This is a genomic window from Escherichia sp. WS1265 (assembly GCF_046487585.1).
Classification (GTDB): Bacteria; Pseudomonadota; Gammaproteobacteria; order Enterobacterales; family Enterobacteriaceae; genus Escherichia; species Escherichia coli.
Window position 1 is genome coordinate 62218 of sequence record NZ_JBJQJE010000002.1, and the last position, 15088, is coordinate 77305.

17 protein-coding genes are annotated in these 15088 nt (G+C 51.0%); 5 read left to right on the forward strand and 12 right to left on the reverse strand.

Annotated features, from left to right (window positions below; genetic code table 11):
* Positions 1–290 precede the first annotated feature (290 nt).
* The 4 genes from ACJHX3_RS02615 to mtgA all read left to right on the forward strand — a co-directional run bounded on the left by ACJHX3_RS02615 (position 291) and on the right by mtgA (position 5260).
* Positions 291–1220, forward strand: a complete 930-nt coding sequence (locus ACJHX3_RS02615) for a TIGR01212 family radical SAM protein (RefSeq protein ID WP_001604885.1) — start codon at positions 291–293, stop codon at positions 1218–1220.
* 95 nt (positions 1221–1315) lie between these two features.
* Entirely contained in the window at positions 1316–3652 is a 2337-nt protein-coding gene (gene arcB, locus ACJHX3_RS02620; protein ID WP_000809774.1) for an aerobic respiration two-component sensor histidine kinase ArcB, read from the forward strand.
* Positions 3653–3881: 229 nt separating this feature from the next.
* The gene (gene elbB / locus ACJHX3_RS02625; protein ID WP_001469263.1) at positions 3882–4535 is read left to right on the forward strand and encodes an isoprenoid biosynthesis glyoxalase ElbB; all 654 of its coding nucleotides are present in this window, start codon (positions 3882–3884) and stop codon (positions 4533–4535) included.
* The gene (gene mtgA / locus ACJHX3_RS02630; RefSeq protein ID WP_000047061.1) at positions 4532–5260 is read left to right on the forward strand and encodes a monofunctional biosynthetic peptidoglycan transglycosylase; all 729 of its coding nucleotides are present in this window, start codon (positions 4532–4534) and stop codon (positions 5258–5260) included. Before elbB ends, mtgA begins: the two co-directional genes overlap by 4 nt.
* On the opposite strand, the gene yrbL is transcribed toward mtgA, so the two are convergent.
* From yrbL to ACJHX3_RS02690, 12 genes are all read right to left on the reverse strand, one after another.
* The gene (gene yrbL / locus ACJHX3_RS02635; protein WP_000620405.1) at positions 5257–5889 is read right to left on the reverse strand and encodes a PhoP regulatory network protein YrbL; all 633 of its coding nucleotides are present in this window, start codon (positions 5887–5889) and stop codon (positions 5257–5259) included. The genes mtgA and yrbL overlap by 4 nt on opposite strands.
* A gap of 212 nt (positions 5890–6101) precedes the next feature.
* Positions 6102–6374 carry a PTS phosphocarrier protein NPr gene (gene npr, locus ACJHX3_RS02640; protein ID WP_000216791.1) on the reverse strand — a complete coding sequence of 91 codons (273 nt, stop codon included), beginning with the start codon at positions 6372–6374 and terminating at the stop codon, positions 6102–6104.
* Complete coding sequence (gene rapZ / locus ACJHX3_RS02645; RefSeq protein ID WP_000243741.1) at positions 6371–7225, reverse strand: RNase adapter RapZ; 855 nt, start codon at positions 7223–7225, stop codon at positions 6371–6373. The genes npr and rapZ overlap by 4 nt, the downstream gene beginning before the upstream one ends.
* Positions 7226–7270: 45 nt before the next feature.
* Complete coding sequence (ptsN, locus tag ACJHX3_RS02650) at positions 7271–7762, reverse strand: PTS IIA-like nitrogen regulatory protein PtsN (protein ID WP_000183676.1); 492 nt, start codon at positions 7760–7762, stop codon at positions 7271–7273.
* A 117-nt stretch (positions 7763–7879) separates the two neighbouring features.
* Positions 7880–8167 carry a ribosome hibernation promoting factor gene (hpf, locus tag ACJHX3_RS02655; RefSeq protein WP_001176599.1) on the reverse strand — a complete coding sequence of 96 codons (288 nt, stop codon included), beginning with the start codon at positions 8165–8167 and terminating at the stop codon, positions 7880–7882.
* Between the two features lie 22 nt (positions 8168–8189).
* The gene (gene rpoN, locus ACJHX3_RS02660; protein ID WP_000809051.1) at positions 8190–9623 is read right to left on the reverse strand and encodes an RNA polymerase factor sigma-54; all 1434 of its coding nucleotides are present in this window, start codon (positions 9621–9623) and stop codon (positions 8190–8192) included.
* A 47-nt stretch (positions 9624–9670) separates the two neighbouring features.
* The gene (gene lptB, locus ACJHX3_RS02665; protein ID WP_000224099.1) at positions 9671–10396 is read right to left on the reverse strand and encodes an LPS export ABC transporter ATP-binding protein; all 726 of its coding nucleotides are present in this window, start codon (positions 10394–10396) and stop codon (positions 9671–9673) included.
* 6 nt (positions 10397–10402) lie between these two features.
* Positions 10403–10960 carry a lipopolysaccharide ABC transporter substrate-binding protein LptA gene (gene lptA, locus ACJHX3_RS02670; protein WP_000669785.1) on the reverse strand — a complete coding sequence of 186 codons (558 nt, stop codon included), beginning with the start codon at positions 10958–10960 and terminating at the stop codon, positions 10403–10405.
* Positions 10929–11504 carry an LPS export ABC transporter periplasmic protein LptC gene (gene lptC, locus ACJHX3_RS02675; RefSeq protein ID WP_000030537.1) on the reverse strand — a complete coding sequence of 192 codons (576 nt, stop codon included), beginning with the start codon at positions 11502–11504 and terminating at the stop codon, positions 10929–10931. Before lptC ends, lptA begins: the two co-directional genes overlap by 32 nt.
* Positions 11501–12067, reverse strand: coding sequence for a 3-deoxy-manno-octulosonate-8-phosphatase KdsC (kdsC, locus tag ACJHX3_RS02680; RefSeq protein WP_000030005.1), 567 nt, complete (start codon positions 12065–12067; stop codon positions 11501–11503). The genes lptC and kdsC overlap by 4 nt, the downstream gene beginning before the upstream one ends.
* Before the next feature lie 20 nt (positions 12068–12087).
* Positions 12088–13074: an arabinose-5-phosphate isomerase KdsD gene (gene kdsD, locus ACJHX3_RS02685; protein WP_001295557.1), complete on the reverse strand. Its 987-nt coding sequence runs from the start codon at positions 13072–13074 to the stop codon at positions 12088–12090.
* Positions 13075–13087: 13 nt separating this feature from the next.
* Positions 13088–14065: a calcium/sodium antiporter gene (locus tag ACJHX3_RS02690; protein ID WP_000922865.1), complete on the reverse strand. Its 978-nt coding sequence runs from the start codon at positions 14063–14065 to the stop codon at positions 13088–13090.
* Between the two features lie 209 nt (positions 14066–14274).
* On the opposite strand from ACJHX3_RS02690, the gene mlaF reads away from it, so the two are divergent.
* On the forward strand, positions 14275–15084 hold the full coding sequence (gene mlaF / locus ACJHX3_RS02695; protein ID WP_000438245.1) for a phospholipid ABC transporter ATP-binding protein MlaF: 810 nt from the start codon (positions 14275–14277) through the stop codon (positions 15082–15084).
* The last annotated feature ends 4 nt before the right edge of the window (positions 15085–15088 follow it).

Sequence of the window (15088 nt, forward strand, 5' to 3'; positions counted from 1 at the left end):
GCGTGTTAACCCTTATCCTGCCTTGAACTGACGAGAAAACCAGCATTTTATACTGCCTTAATTGGTAATGGCATTTTATGCTACTGTTTTTGCCTAAAATCTATAAGGAGATAAAAAAATCTGACACAAGATAAGCAAAAATGATTTATGTGATCATGCATGAAATTTCGGTAATTTTGATTGATTATGCAGTTGATAAAAGCAGGCCGGGGCGATTGATCCAGGTCATCGCCGAATTGAGCTAAAAATGGCAGGCTTTGGCCTCTTTTCAAGGCGCGGTCTATCAGATTATGCAGTTACAGAAATTAGTCAATATGTTTGGTGGTGATCTCACCCGTCGTTATGGGCAAAAGGTGCATAAGCTGACGCTGCACGGCGGTTTTAGCTGCCCTAACCGTGACGGTACCATCGGGCGTGGTGGCTGCACATTCTGTAATGTTGCCTCGTTTGCCGATGAAGCGCAGCAACATCGTTCCATTGCCGAACAACTGGCGCACCAGGCGAATTTAGTTAACCGCGCTAAACGCTATCTGGCCTACTTTCAGGCGTATACCAGCACCTTTGCGGAAGTTCAGGTGCTGCGTTCTATGTATCAGCAGGCGGTGAGCCAGGCCAATATTGTCGGTTTGTGTGTTGGTACCCGCCCGGACTGCGTGCCAGATGCGGTGTTGGATCTGCTTTGCGAATATAAGGACCAGGGCTACGAAGTGTGGCTGGAGCTGGGGCTACAAACCGCGCACGACAAAACGCTGCATCGCATCAACCGCGGCCATGATTTTGCCTGTTATCAGCGTACAACCCAGCTGGCACGTCAGCGCGGGCTGAAGGTGTGTTCTCACTTAATTGTCGGCCTGCCAGGTGAAGGACACGCTGAATGTCTGCAAACCCTGGAGCGAGTGGTTGAGACCGGCGTGGACGGCATAAAGCTGCATCCGCTGCATATTGTGAAAGGCAGCATTATGGCGAAAGCCTGGGAAGCGGGGCGTTTGAACGGTATTGAACTGGAAGATTACACGCTCACTGCCGGAGAAATGATTCGCCATACGCCACCGGAAGTGATCTACCACCGCATTTCCGCCAGCGCCCGTCGCCCGACGCTGCTTGCTCCTCTGTGGTGTGAAAATCGCTGGACGGGAATGGTCGAGCTGGATCGTTATCTGAATGAACATGGCGTACAGGGATCGGCGCTGGGACGTCCGTGGCTACCTCCAACGGAGTAGTCCATTGAGGGGAATTCCGCATTTCTCACACAATTTATAACGTAACTGTCAGAATTGGGTATTATTGGGGCAGGTTGTCGTGAAGGAATTCCCTAATGAAGCAAATTCGTCTGCTGGCGCAGTATTATGTTGACCTGATGATGAAGTTAGGTCTGGTGCGCTTCTCAATGCTGCTGGCGCTGGCCCTCGTCGTTCTTGCCATTGTGGTACAAATGGCAGTGACCATGGTGCTGCATGGTCAGGTCGAAAGCATTGATGTTATTCGTTCTATCTTCTTTGGTTTGCTGATTACGCCGTGGGCGGTCTACTTTCTATCGGTGGTCGTCGAGCAACTGGAGGAGTCACGGCAACGTCTGTCACGGCTGGTGCAAAAACTGGAGGAGATGCGCGAGCGCGATTTGAGCCTCAACGTTCAGTTAAAAGATAATATTGCCCAGCTAAATCAGGAAATCGCCGTTCGTGAAAAAGCGGAAGCAGAACTGCAGGAAACCTTCGGCCAACTGAAAATTGAAATCAAAGAGCGCGAAGAGACACAAATTCAGCTCGAACAGCAATCCTCATTCTTACGTTCCTTCCTTGATGCTTCACCCGACCTGGTTTTTTATCGTAACGAAGATAAAGAGTTTTCCGGCTGTAACCGCGCGATGGAGCTGCTGACCGGAAAAAGCGAAAAACAACTGGTTCACCTGAAACCTGCTGATGTTTACTCACCGGAAGCCGCCGCAAAAGTCATTGAAACCGATGAAAAAGTGTTCCGTCATAATGTGTCACTGACCTATGAACAGTGGCTGGATTACCCGGACGGGCGCAAAGCCTGCTTTGAAATCCGTAAAGTGCCGTACTACGACCGCGTGGGTAAACGTCACGGTTTGATGGGCTTTGGTCGCGACATTACCGAGCGTAAGCGGTATCAGGATGCGCTTGAACGCGCCAGCCGCGACAAAACGACGTTTATCTCCACCATCAGTCACGAATTGCGTACACCGCTGAATGGTATCGTCGGCCTGAGCCGCATTCTGCTGGATACCGAACTCACCGCCGAGCAGGAAAAATATCTCAAAACCATCCATGTTTCGGCCGTCACGCTGGGGAATATCTTCAACGATATTATCGACATGGATAAGATGGAACGGCGTAAGGTCCAGCTTGATAATCAGCCGGTTGATTTCACCAGCTTCCTTGCCGATCTGGAAAATCTCTCCGCATTGCAGGCGCAACAAAAAGGATTGCGCTTTAATCTGGAGCCTACGCTGCCATTACCGCATCAGGTCATTACCGACGGGACGCGTTTACGGCAGATCCTGTGGAACCTCATCAGTAACGCCGTCAAATTCACCCAGCAAGGCCAGGTTACTGTGCGCGTGCGCTACGATGAAGGCGATATGCTGCATTTTGAAGTGGAAGACTCTGGTATCGGCATTCCGCAGGATGAGCTGGATAAAATCTTTGCCATGTATTACCAGGTGAAAGACAGTCATGGCGGTAAACCTGCCACCGGCACCGGTATTGGTCTGGCCGTTTCTCGTCGTCTGGCGAAAAATATGGGCGGCGATATTACGGTTACCAGCGAACAGGGCAAAGGTTCAACCTTTACGTTGACGATCCACGCACCGTCGGTGGCTGAAGAGGTCGATGATGCGTTTGATGAAGACGATATGCCTTTACCGGCGCTGAATGTGCTGCTGGTGGAAGACATTGAACTGAACGTGATTGTCGCGCGTTCTGTGCTGGAAAAATTAGGTAACAGCGTTGATGTCGCCATGACCGGCAAGGCGGCGCTGGAGATGTTTAAACCGGGCGAATACGACCTGGTATTGCTGGATATTCAGTTGCCAGATATGACCGGGCTGGATATCTCTCGTGAACTGACGAAGCGTTATCCGCGCGAGGATTTACCGCCGCTGGTGGCCTTAACCGCTAACGTGCTGAAAGACAAGCAAGAGTACCTCAATGCTGGAATGGATGATGTGCTGAGTAAGCCGCTTTCTGTTCCGGCGCTAACCGCGATGATCAAGAAATTCTGGGATACCCAGGATGATGAGGAGAGTACGGTGACGACAGAAGAGAACAGTAAATCAGAAGCATTGCTCGATATTCCCATGCTGGAACAGTATCTCGAACTTGTAGGACCGAAGCTGATCACCGACGGGTTAGCGGTGTTTGAGAAGATGATGCCGGGCTATGTCAGCGTGCTGGAGTCGAATCTGACGGCGCAGGATAAAAAAGGCATTGTTGAGGAAGGACATAAAATTAAAGGTGCGGCGGGGTCAGTGGGGTTACGCCATCTGCAACAGCTGGGTCAGCAAATTCAGTCTCCTGACCTTCCCGCCTGGGAAGATAACGTCGGTGAATGGATTGAAGAGATGAAAGAAGAGTGGCGTCACGACGTAGAAGTACTGAAAGCGTGGGTGGCAAAAGCCACTAAAAAATGACCCCGGCTAGACCGGGGTGCGCGAATACTGCGCCAACACCAGGGAAATCTTGGCTGCGCCGTAAATTATTATGATGAGTTACAAGGGCACAGCACTGTTTTTCAGGCCGCACGCAGTTAAGATAGCAAAACTTAAATGATTTGTTACATGAATCAGTTAAATGTGTGATGCGTAGCATTTTTATTAAAAAAATTAATGTGTTTCAGTCAATTGCGAAAGGATGATCACAATGAAGAAAATTGGCGTAATTCTGAGCGGATGCGGCGTCTATGACGGTTCTGAAATTCATGAAGCGGTGTTGACGTTGTTAGCTATTTCACGCAGCGGTGCGCAGGCGGTCTGCTTTGCACCGGATAAGCAGCAGGTTGATGTTATCAATCATTTAACTGGCCAAGCGATGACGGAAACGCGCAATGTGCTGATTGAAGCGGCACGAATAACGCGCGGTGAAGTCCGTCCTCTGGCTCAGGCCGATGCCGCTGAACTGGATGCGTTGATTGTGCCGGGGGGTTTTGGCGCGGCAAAGAATTTAAGCAATTTTGCCAGTCTTGGTAGCGAATGCACCGTTGACCGTGAATTAAAGGCGCTGGCACAAGCGATGCATCAGGCCGGAAAACCGCTTGGTTTTATGTGTATTGCCCCGGCGATGCTGCCGAAAATTTTCGATTTCCCGCTGCGTTTGACCATCGGTACTGATATCGATACCGCAGAAGTGCTGGAAGAGATGGGCGCGGAGCATGTGCCGTGTCCTGTCGATGATATCGTGGTTGATGAAGACAATAAGATTGTCACCACCCCGGCATATATGCTGGCGCAGAACATTGCAGAAGCGGCGAGCGGCATTGATAAGCTGGTTTCCCGCGTGCTGGTACTGGCTGAATGAGTAAAAGCCGCTTAACGGTGTTTAGTTTCATTCGCCGTTTTCTTCTGCGGTTAATGGTTGTCCTCGCCGTTTTCTGGGGCGGGGGCATCGCGTTGTTTAGCGTTGCGCCTGTTCCTTTCTCAGCGGTAATGGCCGAGCGACAAGTCAGCGCCTGGCTGCATGGCAATTTTCGTTACGTGGCACATTCTGACTGGGTCAGTATGGATCAAATTTCGCCGTGGATGGGACTGGCGGTGATTGCCGCAGAAGATCAGAAGTTTCCTGAGCACTGGGGCTTTGATGTCGCCTCCATTGAGCAAGCCCTGGCCCACAACGAGCGCAATGAAAACCGTATTCGCGGTGCGTCAACGATTTCTCAGCAGACAGCCAAAAATCTCTTTTTATGGGATGGGCGTAGCTGGGTTCGAAAAGGGCTGGAAGCTGGATTAACGCTGGGGATAGAAACTGTCTGGAGCAAAAAGCGTATCCTGACGGTTTACCTGAATATCGCCGAATTTGGCGACGGTGTGTTTGGCGTCGAAGCTGCGGCACAACGTTATTTCCACAAACCCGCGAGCAAACTTACCCGCTCGGAAGCTGCATTACTGGCAGCTGTATTACCTAATCCACTTCGTTTCAAAGTCTCCGCGCCATCGGGCTACGTGCGTGGCCGTCAGGCGTGGATTTTACGGCAGATGTATCAGTTAGGCGGTGAGTCGTTTATGCAACAGCACCAGCTGGATTAAGCTTCGCGCGAAGTGAGGGCCAGCGTTTTGCTTTCACGAGGTTGCAGATCTTTCTGCAGGGCAATAGCCAGCGCCGGTTGGGCGATAAATCGTTTCCATAACCGCTCTTGCTTACGCAGACAACACCACTTCGACCAGGTCGCCAGTGGAATCAATGTGCTTTCACCAATGTTGTCGCAGACGACGGGGATAACCTCTGACTCACTGATGCGGTGACAGAGGATATTCTGCGGCTTCAGCGACATCGTCACGATACGGTTATCCTGCAAATAACGCTTCAGCTGTTTCAGTAACTGGCGTAGTTGTGCAATGTCTTCTTCGTAACGGCATTGTTCTGCAAATTCGGTCAGCGTAATGGAAGGCTTGCCGTCGAAATCGGCAATCACATCGTAGACATAACCGGTTCCGCAATCCGTCTCAACGGTACCGTGATAGCGCGGTATTCCACTCCAGTCTTTTAACCGGCGACCAAGATGCGCGTAGTACTTTAACTCACGGCGGATCTCTTTATCGCCACCATCGCCACGATGGTAGACAATCTTGATACAGCGTTGGGCATCTTCCGGATGCGCATAACATTTCCGATGTCTTCCGGTGCCCAGGGGACTTTGTTCAGATAAGCGAATCATGCCATCTCCTGGAAATATTTTCTGACGATCTCCAGTATGGTCGATTAACTTAAACGAAACCTAAACAATGCTTCTTAAGGTTTTCTTAAGGTTCTTCTGAAAGTAAAAAGCGCACGAAATGTACAATTGACGTTGATTGAGAACGATTTCAGTACGCGCTTTTCTTATTGCCGGGGGAGCTTGAAGGGATTTGAATGTCAAAGTGATGAAGATTAATCTTCATCAAAACCAGAGTTAAAGAGGGCGATAACGGCGGCCAGTGCTTCCTCTTCCTGTGGACCGGTCGCTTCAACTTCAATCTGCCGTCCTTTGGCAGAATCCAACATCAGCAGCGCAATAACGCTGTTGGCTTCAGCCTCGGTGCCTTCGTCATTACGTAACAGCACTTCAGCGTCAAAACCTTGCATTAATTCAAACAGCTTCATTGCAGGCCGGGCATGCATGCCCAGCTTGTTTGTGATTTCAACAGTTTGCTTGACGGTCATGGTTTACGTTTTTCCAGCGTACGATGGCGTGACTGGACATTTTTACCGCGCGAGCGGAAGTAGTCTGCCAGTTGCTCTGCAATATACACCGAACGGTGCTTCCCGCCGGTACAACCAATGGCGACCGTCAAGTAGCTACGGTTGTTGGTTTCCAGCATAGGTAACCATAGCTCAAGATAGCTTCGCGTCTGGTAGATAAAATTGTGTACTTCTGTGTGGCGGTCGAGGAACGCGGCGACAGGTTTATCAAGACCTGTCATTGGACGCAGTTTCGGATCCCAGTGCGGGTTCGGCAAGAAGCGCACGTCAAAGACGTAATCTGCATCGATAGGGATACCGTGTTTGAAGCCGAAAGACTCAAAGACCATGGTCAGTTCGCGTTCACGTTTACCCAGCAGACGGGTACGCAGCATTTCAGCCAGCTCGTGAACGGACATTTCTGAGGTATCGACAATCAGATCCGCTCGCGAACGCAGAGGCTCCAGCAAATCGCTTTCTTTGTCGATAGCACTTTCCAGCGACAGGTTTTTGCTGGAAAGCGGATGCAGTCGGCGCGTGTCACTGTAACGACGAATTAAGGTATTACGGTCGGCATCCAGGAACAGTAGTTGCGGTGAGAAAGCGTCAGGCAGGTTACTCATCGCCTGTTCGAATATTTCTGGTGACTCCGGCATATTACGAACATCAATGCTGACGGCGGCAGAAATCTCGCGATCGGCCAGGGTTCGAGCCAGATCGGGTAACAACACTACGGGAAGGTTATCCACGCAGTAAAAACCCATATCTTCCAGCGCACGCAGGGCGACAGATTTACCTGAACCTGAACGTCCGCTGACGATCATCAGTACCATGTACTGTTTCTCCTCACAACGTCTAAAAGAGACATTACCGAATAACTACGCTTCATCCGGAGTACCTTCGGTATCCGTAATGATTTGATACAGCTCTTCATCGCTCTGGGCTGCGCGTAAACGGCGGCAGATGGTTTTGTCCGCCAGACGTTTCGCCACCAGCGACAGAGTATGCAGGTGCGTTTTGGTTTGGTCAGCCGGAACCAGCAACGCAAATAGTAAATCTACCGGTTGGTTGTCAATGGCATCGAAAGCTATAGGCGTTTCGAGCTGAACGAAAACGCCAACGGCGCGCAGAGTATCTTCTTCCAGTTTACCATGCGGAATGGCAATACCATTGCCGATACCGGTACTGCCCATTTTTTCCCGCGTCAGGATAGCTTCAAAAACCACCTGAGGCGGCAGGCTAAGTTGTTTCGCCGCCAGCTCGCTGATGATTTCCAGGGCGCGTTTTTTGCTCTGACAGTGGACGCGGCTTCGCGTACATTCCCTGTTAAGAACACTGCTAAGCTGTAGAGTTGTATCATTATTTGTCATAATTTCACCTAAGAACCTGCCCACTCAAACAGTGGAACAGGCTCGGAGCATTAACCGTACAAATGGCCCGTTGTGCCGCACAACAGGCCGCCATGCACATGCTAATTGCCCGGACAATTAGTGTTGTTTCAGTTTATCTTTATGTTTGGTCAACTGGCGTGCCAGCTTATCAATTAAGCCATCAATGGCAGCGTACATGTCCTGACCTTCCGCGCTGGCATGAATTTCACCACCGTTTACATGCAGTGTTGCATCTGAGGTGTGGGTGACTTTCTCCACTTTCAGAACAACATAGACCTGGTTGATTCGGTCAAAATATTGCTCAAGTTTGGCAAATTTGGCTGTAACAAATTCGCGCAGTGCCTCGGTGATCTCGACGTTATTTCCGGTAATGTTGAGCTGCATAGTGTCTTCCTTATCGGTTGGGTCAAACGAGCTGTTTACGCTGGTTTGACGGCGGAATGGATAAAGACTCTCGGTACTTCGCAACAGTGCGGCGTGCCACCATGATACCTTGTTCCGACAGCAAAGAGGTTAACTTGCTGTCGCTCAACGGTTTCGCTGGGTTTTCCGCCGCGATTAATTTCTTCACCAGCGCACGAATCGCCGTGGAGGAAGCTTCGCCGCCGCCCTCGGTATTGACGTGACTGGAAAAGAAATACTTCAGTTCAAAAATGCCTCGTGGACTATGCAGGTATTTTTGCGTGGTCACGCGAGATATCGTCGATTCATGCATTTCGACAGCCTGGGCGATATCGGCCAGTACCATCGGTTTCATATATTCTTCACCTTGCTCAAAGAAGGCTTGCTGCTGTTCAACGATACAGCGACTCACGCGCAGTAGCGTATCGTTACGGCTTTCCAGACTCTTGATCAACCATTTGGCATCCTGCAGATTGCTGCGGATAAACTGGCTATCACCATCGTTGCGCGCGTTATTGCACATCGAGGCGTAGTGCTGGTTGATTTGCAGACGCGGAATGCTGTCACTGTTGAGTTCTACCGTCCAGTGACCGTTATGCTTACGCACCAGCACATCTGGAATGACATACTCAGGTTCGCCCGTCTGGATCGACTGCCCGGGGCGCGGATCGAGCGACTGGATCAGATTGACGGCTTCTTTCAGCACATCTTCTTTCAGCCGCGTGACGCGCATTAAAGTGCGGAAGTCGTGATTGGCTAACAGATCGAGATGATCGCTAATGATCAGTCTGGCCTCTTCCAGCCATGGCGTGGTTTTATCGAATTGGGAGAGTTGGATCAGCAGACAGTCACGCAGATCTTTTGCTGCCACACCGACCGGATCAAACCGTTGGATCCGCTTAAGGACGGCTTCAACTTCGTCGATGTCAATCTCTTCATCGCCCATACTTTCGAGAATATCTTCCAGCGGGACAGTCAGATAACCGGTGTCATCAACGGCATCGACGATAGAGGTAGCAATGGCGCGGTCAGTGTCAGAAAACGGTGTCAGCTCGACCTGCCACATCAGGTAATCCTGCAAGGTCTGCGTCGTTTCGCCCTGATAGACCGGCAGCTCGTCGTCAATGTAGTCACCGCTGGTGCCGGATGGTGTACCAGCGGTGTAAATGGTGTCCCAACTGGCATCGAGCGGCAGCTCTTCCGGCATCTCTTTTTGTTCGAGCGCGTCGGCGGTGTCCAGTGTTTCACTGTCTTGCGTTTCGCGGGTGTCGATTTCTTCATGAGTGTCGATTTGCTCAAGCAGCGGATTACTCTCCAGCGCCTGCTGTAGCTCCTGCTGAAGTTCCAGCGTCGACAACTGCAACAGACGAATTGCCTGTTGGAGCTGTGGCGTCATCGCCAGTTGTTGGCTAAGCCTGAGTTGCAAACCTTGCTTCATGTTCAGAATCGTACTCTCCTGCTAAAACGTCGCAAACTTCTACCCTATCAGAGTCTGAAGTCTTCCCCAAGGTATACACGCTTAACGTGTTCGTCTTGTAAGATTTCTGTAGGCGTGCCGTGGGCGATCAAATGCCCCTGACTGACGATATAAGCGCGTTCACAAACCGCCAGTGTTTCACGCACGTTGTGGTCAGTGATCAGTACGCCCAGGCCGCTGTCGCGCAGGTGTTCAATGATGCGTTTAATGTCGATAACCGAGATCGGGTCAACCCCGGCAAACGGTTCGTCGAGCAGAATAAATTTCGGATTCGCAGCCAGTGCGCGGGCAATTTCTACACGGCGACGTTCACCCCCGGAGAGTGACTGCCCCATGCTGTCACGCAGGTGCTCAATGTGAAACTCTTCCATCAGCTCGTTCGCGCGGTCTTCACGTTGTTCAGCAGACAAGTCGTCACGAATTTGCAGTACCGCCATCAGGTTATCGTAAACGCTGAGGCGACGGAAAATGGAGGCTTCCTGTGGCAGATAGCCGATACCGCGGCGCGCGCGTGCATGCAGTGGCAGCAGACTGATATCGTCATCATCAATAATGATGTTGCCCGCATCGCGCGGCACAATGCCTACAACCATGTAGAAAGTGGTGGTCTTACCGGCACCGTTTGGCCCCAGCAGACCGACAATTTCCCCGGAGTTGACGGTCAGGCTGACGTCTTCTACCACGCGACGGCCTTTATAGGCTTTTGCAAGGTTCTTTGCAGTTAATGTTGCCATAACGAATTAATTACCCTTCTTCTGTGCCGGGGTCTGGCCTTTGTTGTTTTTGTCCTGCAGCTGCGACGGCACCAGAACGGTGGTTACGCGCTTACCTTTGTCGCTGAAAGCCTGCATTTTCTGCTCTTTCACCAGGTAAGTGATCTTATCGCCCTTAATGTTGCTATCGACCTGCTGCAGATAAGCATTACCCGTCAGAACGACAAAATCTTTTGCCAGTTCGTAGTGCATCTGGGAAGCGTGACCTTCAACGGGTTTACCATTGTCCTGCATCTGGTAGAACGTTGCCGGTTTACCGTAGCCGTCAATCACTTCTTTACCTTGTTCGCCGCCCGGACGGGTAACGACCACTTTGTCGGCATTAATTTTGATGGTGCCCTGGGTGACGATGACATTACCGGTAAAGGTAACCACGTTGCCTTGCATATCAAGAGATTGCTGGTCCGATTCAATGTGGATCGGCTGATCAGTGTCTCCGGTTACGGCAAATGCCGGAATGCTGGCGGCCAGAAGTGAGCTGGCAAGCACAAGATTAAGGCTGAGTTTGTTTGTTTTGAATTTCATAGGATGTTCTAACCTTTTCAATCAGCTCGGCGTTCTTGCTGCGTAAGTTGCCGCGCATTTTCAGACCGCTGGAGTTAAATGTTGTTCCGTATAACGTGACGAGGTCTTCAGAGGTAACATCCTGCGTCACCAGATTGATCTGCGCGTTATCCGTCGTGATTCTGCGAAGTTGAGAGTCCGGCACAAGTGCGTTGACTTCAACGTGTCCATATAAATAGAGCATCCGGTCATTGGTCAGCTTGGCTTTATCTGCTTTTACGGACCATGTCGGGATTTTATCCTTATCAAACGTGGTAAGTACCGGCTGCGTAAACCACGAAACGGCCTGATCGGAATAATATTCAACATGTTGAGCAATCAATCGATAGCTTAGTGCACCTTCTGGGTTATAGACGAGCGTGTCCGTATGCTCGCTTTTATAGGTGGGATCATTGTTGTTGACGACCACCTGGGCGGTATCGTCTTTTTCGGCCATATTAATGCCGATCATCACCAGAACCGCCAGTGATAGCACAATGATAACCCAACGTCTGGCTTTACTCATATCGATTGCCCTTTGGCTTCATCCAGTTTGCCCTGCGCCAGGAGTAATAAGTCGCAAACTTCGCGCACTGCGCCACGACCGCCAGCAATGCGCGTCACGTAATCGGCGCGCGGGATCAACAGTGGATGCGCATCGGCCACGGCGACGCTTAAACCCACTTTTTCCATTACCGGCCAGTCGATGAGATCATCGCCGACATAGGCCACATTTTCCGGGGCAATCGCCAGTTTTTCCAGCAGATCGCTAAAGGCGATCAGTTTGTTTGACTGCCCCTGATACAAGTGAGTGATCCCCAATGTGGCACAACGATCTTCTACCAGTTTAGCCTTTCGCCCGGTAATGATAGCGACTTCAATATCAGAGGTGAGCGCACAACGAATGCCATAACCGTCACGAACATTGAACGCTTTCAGCTCTTCGCCATTATTGCCCATATAAATCAGGCCATCTGACAGTACGCCATCGACATCGAGGATCAGCAGACGAATGTTCTCTGCTTTTGCTATAACGTCGGCGCTGACAGGGCCGTAACAGGTCGCAAGCGACGCACCTGCTTTGCTCATTGTTGTTTATCCTTGAATCTTTACACTACGCCTGCACGCAGTAAATCATGCATATGTAACACACCGAGTAAATGGTCGCCATCGGCAACCATCACGGAGGTGATATGGCGGGACTGCATTAAGTTCAGTGCCTCAACGGCCAGAATGCCAGGGCGCACACGTATTCCCCCCGGCGTCATCACATCGGCAATACTTAACTGACGAACATCCACGCCCATATCGAAGACACGGCGTAAATCACCGTCGGTAAAGATGCCTTCAATCATCATATTGTCATCGCAAATGACAGTCATACCAAGATTTTTGCGGGTAACTTCCAGCAATGCGTCACGCAGACTGGCCGTTTTCTTAACATGCGGGATCTCATCGCCCGTATGCATAATATCGTTTACGCGCAGCAGAAGTTTACGACCCAGTGCGCCGCCTGGGTGTGAGAGCGCAAAATCTTCAGCAGTAAAGCCGCGTGCTTTTAACAGCGCGACAGCGAGGGCATCGCCCATAACCAGCGTGGCGGTGGTGCTGCTGGTCGGTGCCAGCCCTAACGGACAGGCTTCTTTCGCTACTTTAACACACAGATGCACATCTGCGGCGCGCGCCATGCTGCTCTCCGGGCGACCGGTGATGCAGATTAACGGTACGTGAAGACGCTTAAGCACTGGAATTAAGGCCGTGATTTCGCTGGATTCACCTGAGTTAGAGATAGCAATCACCACATCCTGTGGGGTGACCATGCCTAAATCACCATGCGCGGCTTCACCAGGATGGACGAAAAATGAAGGTGTACCGGTGCTGGCAAACGTTGCGGCCATTTTGCGCCCGATGTGCCCCGATTTCCCCATCCCCATGACGACAACTTTCCCTTTACACCAGAACATCTTTTCACAGGCAAGCGTGAAATTCTGATTGATGTATTGATCAAGCTCCGCCAGGCATTCACGTTCAATCGCCAGGACTTCTTTACCTGCTTGCTGAAAGTCAAAACCCGGTTGTAACTCTACGTGCGACATAATGCGTTTCCAGTTATTCAACGAGTATTGGCGATAACCAGTACAACATCGCCAGCCATACGATAAATCCGCCAGTTAATAATACCCCTACACCACGGCCCGGTTGCGGGGAGCGCCGCCAGCACAGCAACGCAAAAATAATGCTCACCAGCAACATCACGCTGTAGTCACGACTGTACGCCAGTGGATCAATCTCTCCTGGCGTTATCAGCGCGGGTAAACCCAACACGATGACAATATTAAAAATGTTTGCGCCAATGATATTTCCGACCGCAATGTCGTTTTCACCTTTGCGAACCCCCGCTATTGCGGTTGCCAGTTCCGGCAGGCTGGTTCCGATAGCAATTGCTGTCAGACCCATCATCAACTCGCTGATGGCAAAGTAATTCGCCAGCACCGTGGCGTTATCAACCACCATCCGCGTGGCCACTGGCATGATGATAAGCGCAATGCCGAGCCATAAAAACGCGACGGGCAATCCGCCGTCACGCGGCAGCTCTGCAAGCTGCTCTCTGGTCAGGCTGTCAGTCCCCTGACGTTCAGCCTGACGTGCAAGTTTAACAATGAACAGCAGCCATAGCACAGCCAGAAAGAGGAGAAAGATACCATCGCTGCGACTAAGTTGTCCGTCATAGAGTACGGAACCGGCCACCACGCTGACCAACAACATTAAGGGTAATTCACGGCGTAGAACATCAGAATGGACGGTAAAAGGACGAACCAGCGCAGCCAGACCGAGGATCAGCAATATATTGATAATGTTTGAGCCGAGGGCTGTACCAACGGCTAAATCGCGTTGTTCGTGCAGAGACGCGGCAAGCGAGACGATGATTTCTGGTAACGATGTACCAATACTGACCACCGTCATGCCGATGATTAGCGGCGGGATGCCAAAGGTTCGGCAAAGAATAGACGCGGCAAAAACCAGGCGGTCGGCACTGTAAACGACCAAAAGTAAACCAACAATTAACAGTGCCGTAGCTAAAAGCATCTAACGTCCTTTCTTCAGGTATACTCGCCGGTCCGCTGAAGATTTTCAGAAAGCCGTAACGGATTCTTAATTTTGACTTTATGCGGCTAAAAAGTAAAACAAATGCCAGCTTTCGCTAACCACGGCGGGTAATATTCTGTAAATATGTTGGGTTCAAGGTTAAATTGAGCGCCATGCTTAGAAAATCAACGCAAGACGAAGGGTGAATTATGGAGCAGTCTGTGGCGAATTTAGTCGATATGCGCGATGTCAGTTTTACGCGTGGCAATCGCTGCATCTTCGATAATATTTCCCTGACCGTGCCGCGAGGGAAGATCACGGCGATCATGGGGCCATCGGGCATCGGTAAAACGACGCTACTCCGTCTGATTGGCGGGCAAATCGCACCAGATCATGGTGAGATTCTTTTCGATGGTGAGAATATTCCGGCGATGTCTCGTTCGCGCCTGTATACAGTGCGCAAACGGATGAGCATGTTATTTCAGTCCGGGGCGTTGTTCACTGATATGAACGTATTTGACAACGTCGCCTATCCACTGCGCGAACATACTCAACTTCCCGCGCCATTGTTGCATAGTACGGTGATGATGAAGCTGGAGGCCGTGGGGCTGCGTGGAGCGGCTAAACTAATGCCTTCTGAACTTTCCGGTGGGATGGCGCGGCGTGCAGCGCTGGCGCGTGCGATTGCGCTGGAGCCGGATCTCATCATGTTTGATGAGCCCTTTGTTGGGCAAGATCCCATCACCATGGGCGTACTGGTGAAGCTGATTTCTGAGCTGAACAGCGCGCTGGGCGTGACTTGTGTGGTGGTTTCTCACGATGTGCCGGAAGTGTTAAGTATTGCGGATCACGCCTGGATCCTGGCGGACAAAAAAATTGTCGCTCATGGCAGTGCCCAGGCGTTGCAGGCGAATCCTGATCCACGCGTACGTCAGTTTCTGGACGGGATAGCTGACGGGCCTGTTCCGTTCCGCTATCCTGCCGGAGATTATCACGCTGATCTTTTACCAGGGAGTTAAGCCA

What these genes read in the sequence shown, in the direction of transcription:
- ACJHX3_RS02615 (WP_001604885.1), top strand. Translation starts at nt 291, where the DNA reads ATGCAGTTACAGAAATTAGTCAATATGTTTGGTGGTGATCTCACCCGT.
- arcB (WP_000809774.1), top strand. Translation starts at nt 1,316, where the DNA reads ATGAAGCAAATTCGTCTGCTGGCGCAGTATTATGTTGACCTGATGATG.
- elbB (WP_001469263.1), top strand. Translation starts at nt 3,882, where the DNA reads ATGAAGAAAATTGGCGTAATTCTGAGCGGATGCGGCGTCTATGACGGT.
- mtgA (WP_000047061.1), top strand. Translation starts at nt 4,532, where the DNA reads ATGAGTAAAAGCCGCTTAACGGTGTTTAGTTTCATTCGCCGTTTTCTT.
- yrbL (WP_000620405.1), bottom strand. Translation starts at nt 5,889, where the DNA reads ATGATTCGCTTATCTGAACAAAGTCCCCTGGGCACCGGAAGACATCGG.
- npr (WP_000216791.1), bottom strand. Translation starts at nt 6,374, where the DNA reads ATGACCGTCAAGCAAACTGTTGAAATCACAAACAAGCTGGGCATGCAT.
- rapZ (WP_000243741.1), bottom strand. Translation starts at nt 7,225, where the DNA reads ATGGTACTGATGATCGTCAGCGGACGTTCAGGTTCAGGTAAATCTGTC.
- ptsN (WP_000183676.1), bottom strand. Translation starts at nt 7,762, where the DNA reads ATGACAAATAATGATACAACTCTACAGCTTAGCAGTGTTCTTAACAGG.
- hpf (WP_001176599.1), bottom strand. Translation starts at nt 8,167, where the DNA reads ATGCAGCTCAACATTACCGGAAATAACGTCGAGATCACCGAGGCACTG.
- rpoN (WP_000809051.1), bottom strand. Translation starts at nt 9,623, where the DNA reads ATGAAGCAAGGTTTGCAACTCAGGCTTAGCCAACAACTGGCGATGACG.
- lptB (WP_000224099.1), bottom strand. Translation starts at nt 10,396, where the DNA reads ATGGCAACATTAACTGCAAAGAACCTTGCAAAAGCCTATAAAGGCCGT.
- lptA (WP_000669785.1), bottom strand. Translation starts at nt 10,960, where the DNA reads ATGAAATTCAAAACAAACAAACTCAGCCTTAATCTTGTGCTTGCCAGC.
- lptC (WP_000030537.1), bottom strand. Translation starts at nt 11,504, where the DNA reads ATGAGTAAAGCCAGACGTTGGGTTATCATTGTGCTATCACTGGCGGTT.
- kdsC (WP_000030005.1), bottom strand. Translation starts at nt 12,067, where the DNA reads ATGAGCAAAGCAGGTGCGTCGCTTGCGACCTGTTACGGCCCTGTCAGC.
- kdsD (WP_001295557.1), bottom strand. Translation starts at nt 13,074, where the DNA reads ATGTCGCACGTAGAGTTACAACCGGGTTTTGACTTTCAGCAAGCAGGT.
- ACJHX3_RS02690 (WP_000922865.1), bottom strand. Translation starts at nt 14,065, where the DNA reads ATGCTTTTAGCTACGGCACTGTTAATTGTTGGTTTACTTTTGGTCGTT.
- mlaF (WP_000438245.1), top strand. Translation starts at nt 14,275, where the DNA reads ATGGAGCAGTCTGTGGCGAATTTAGTCGATATGCGCGATGTCAGTTTT.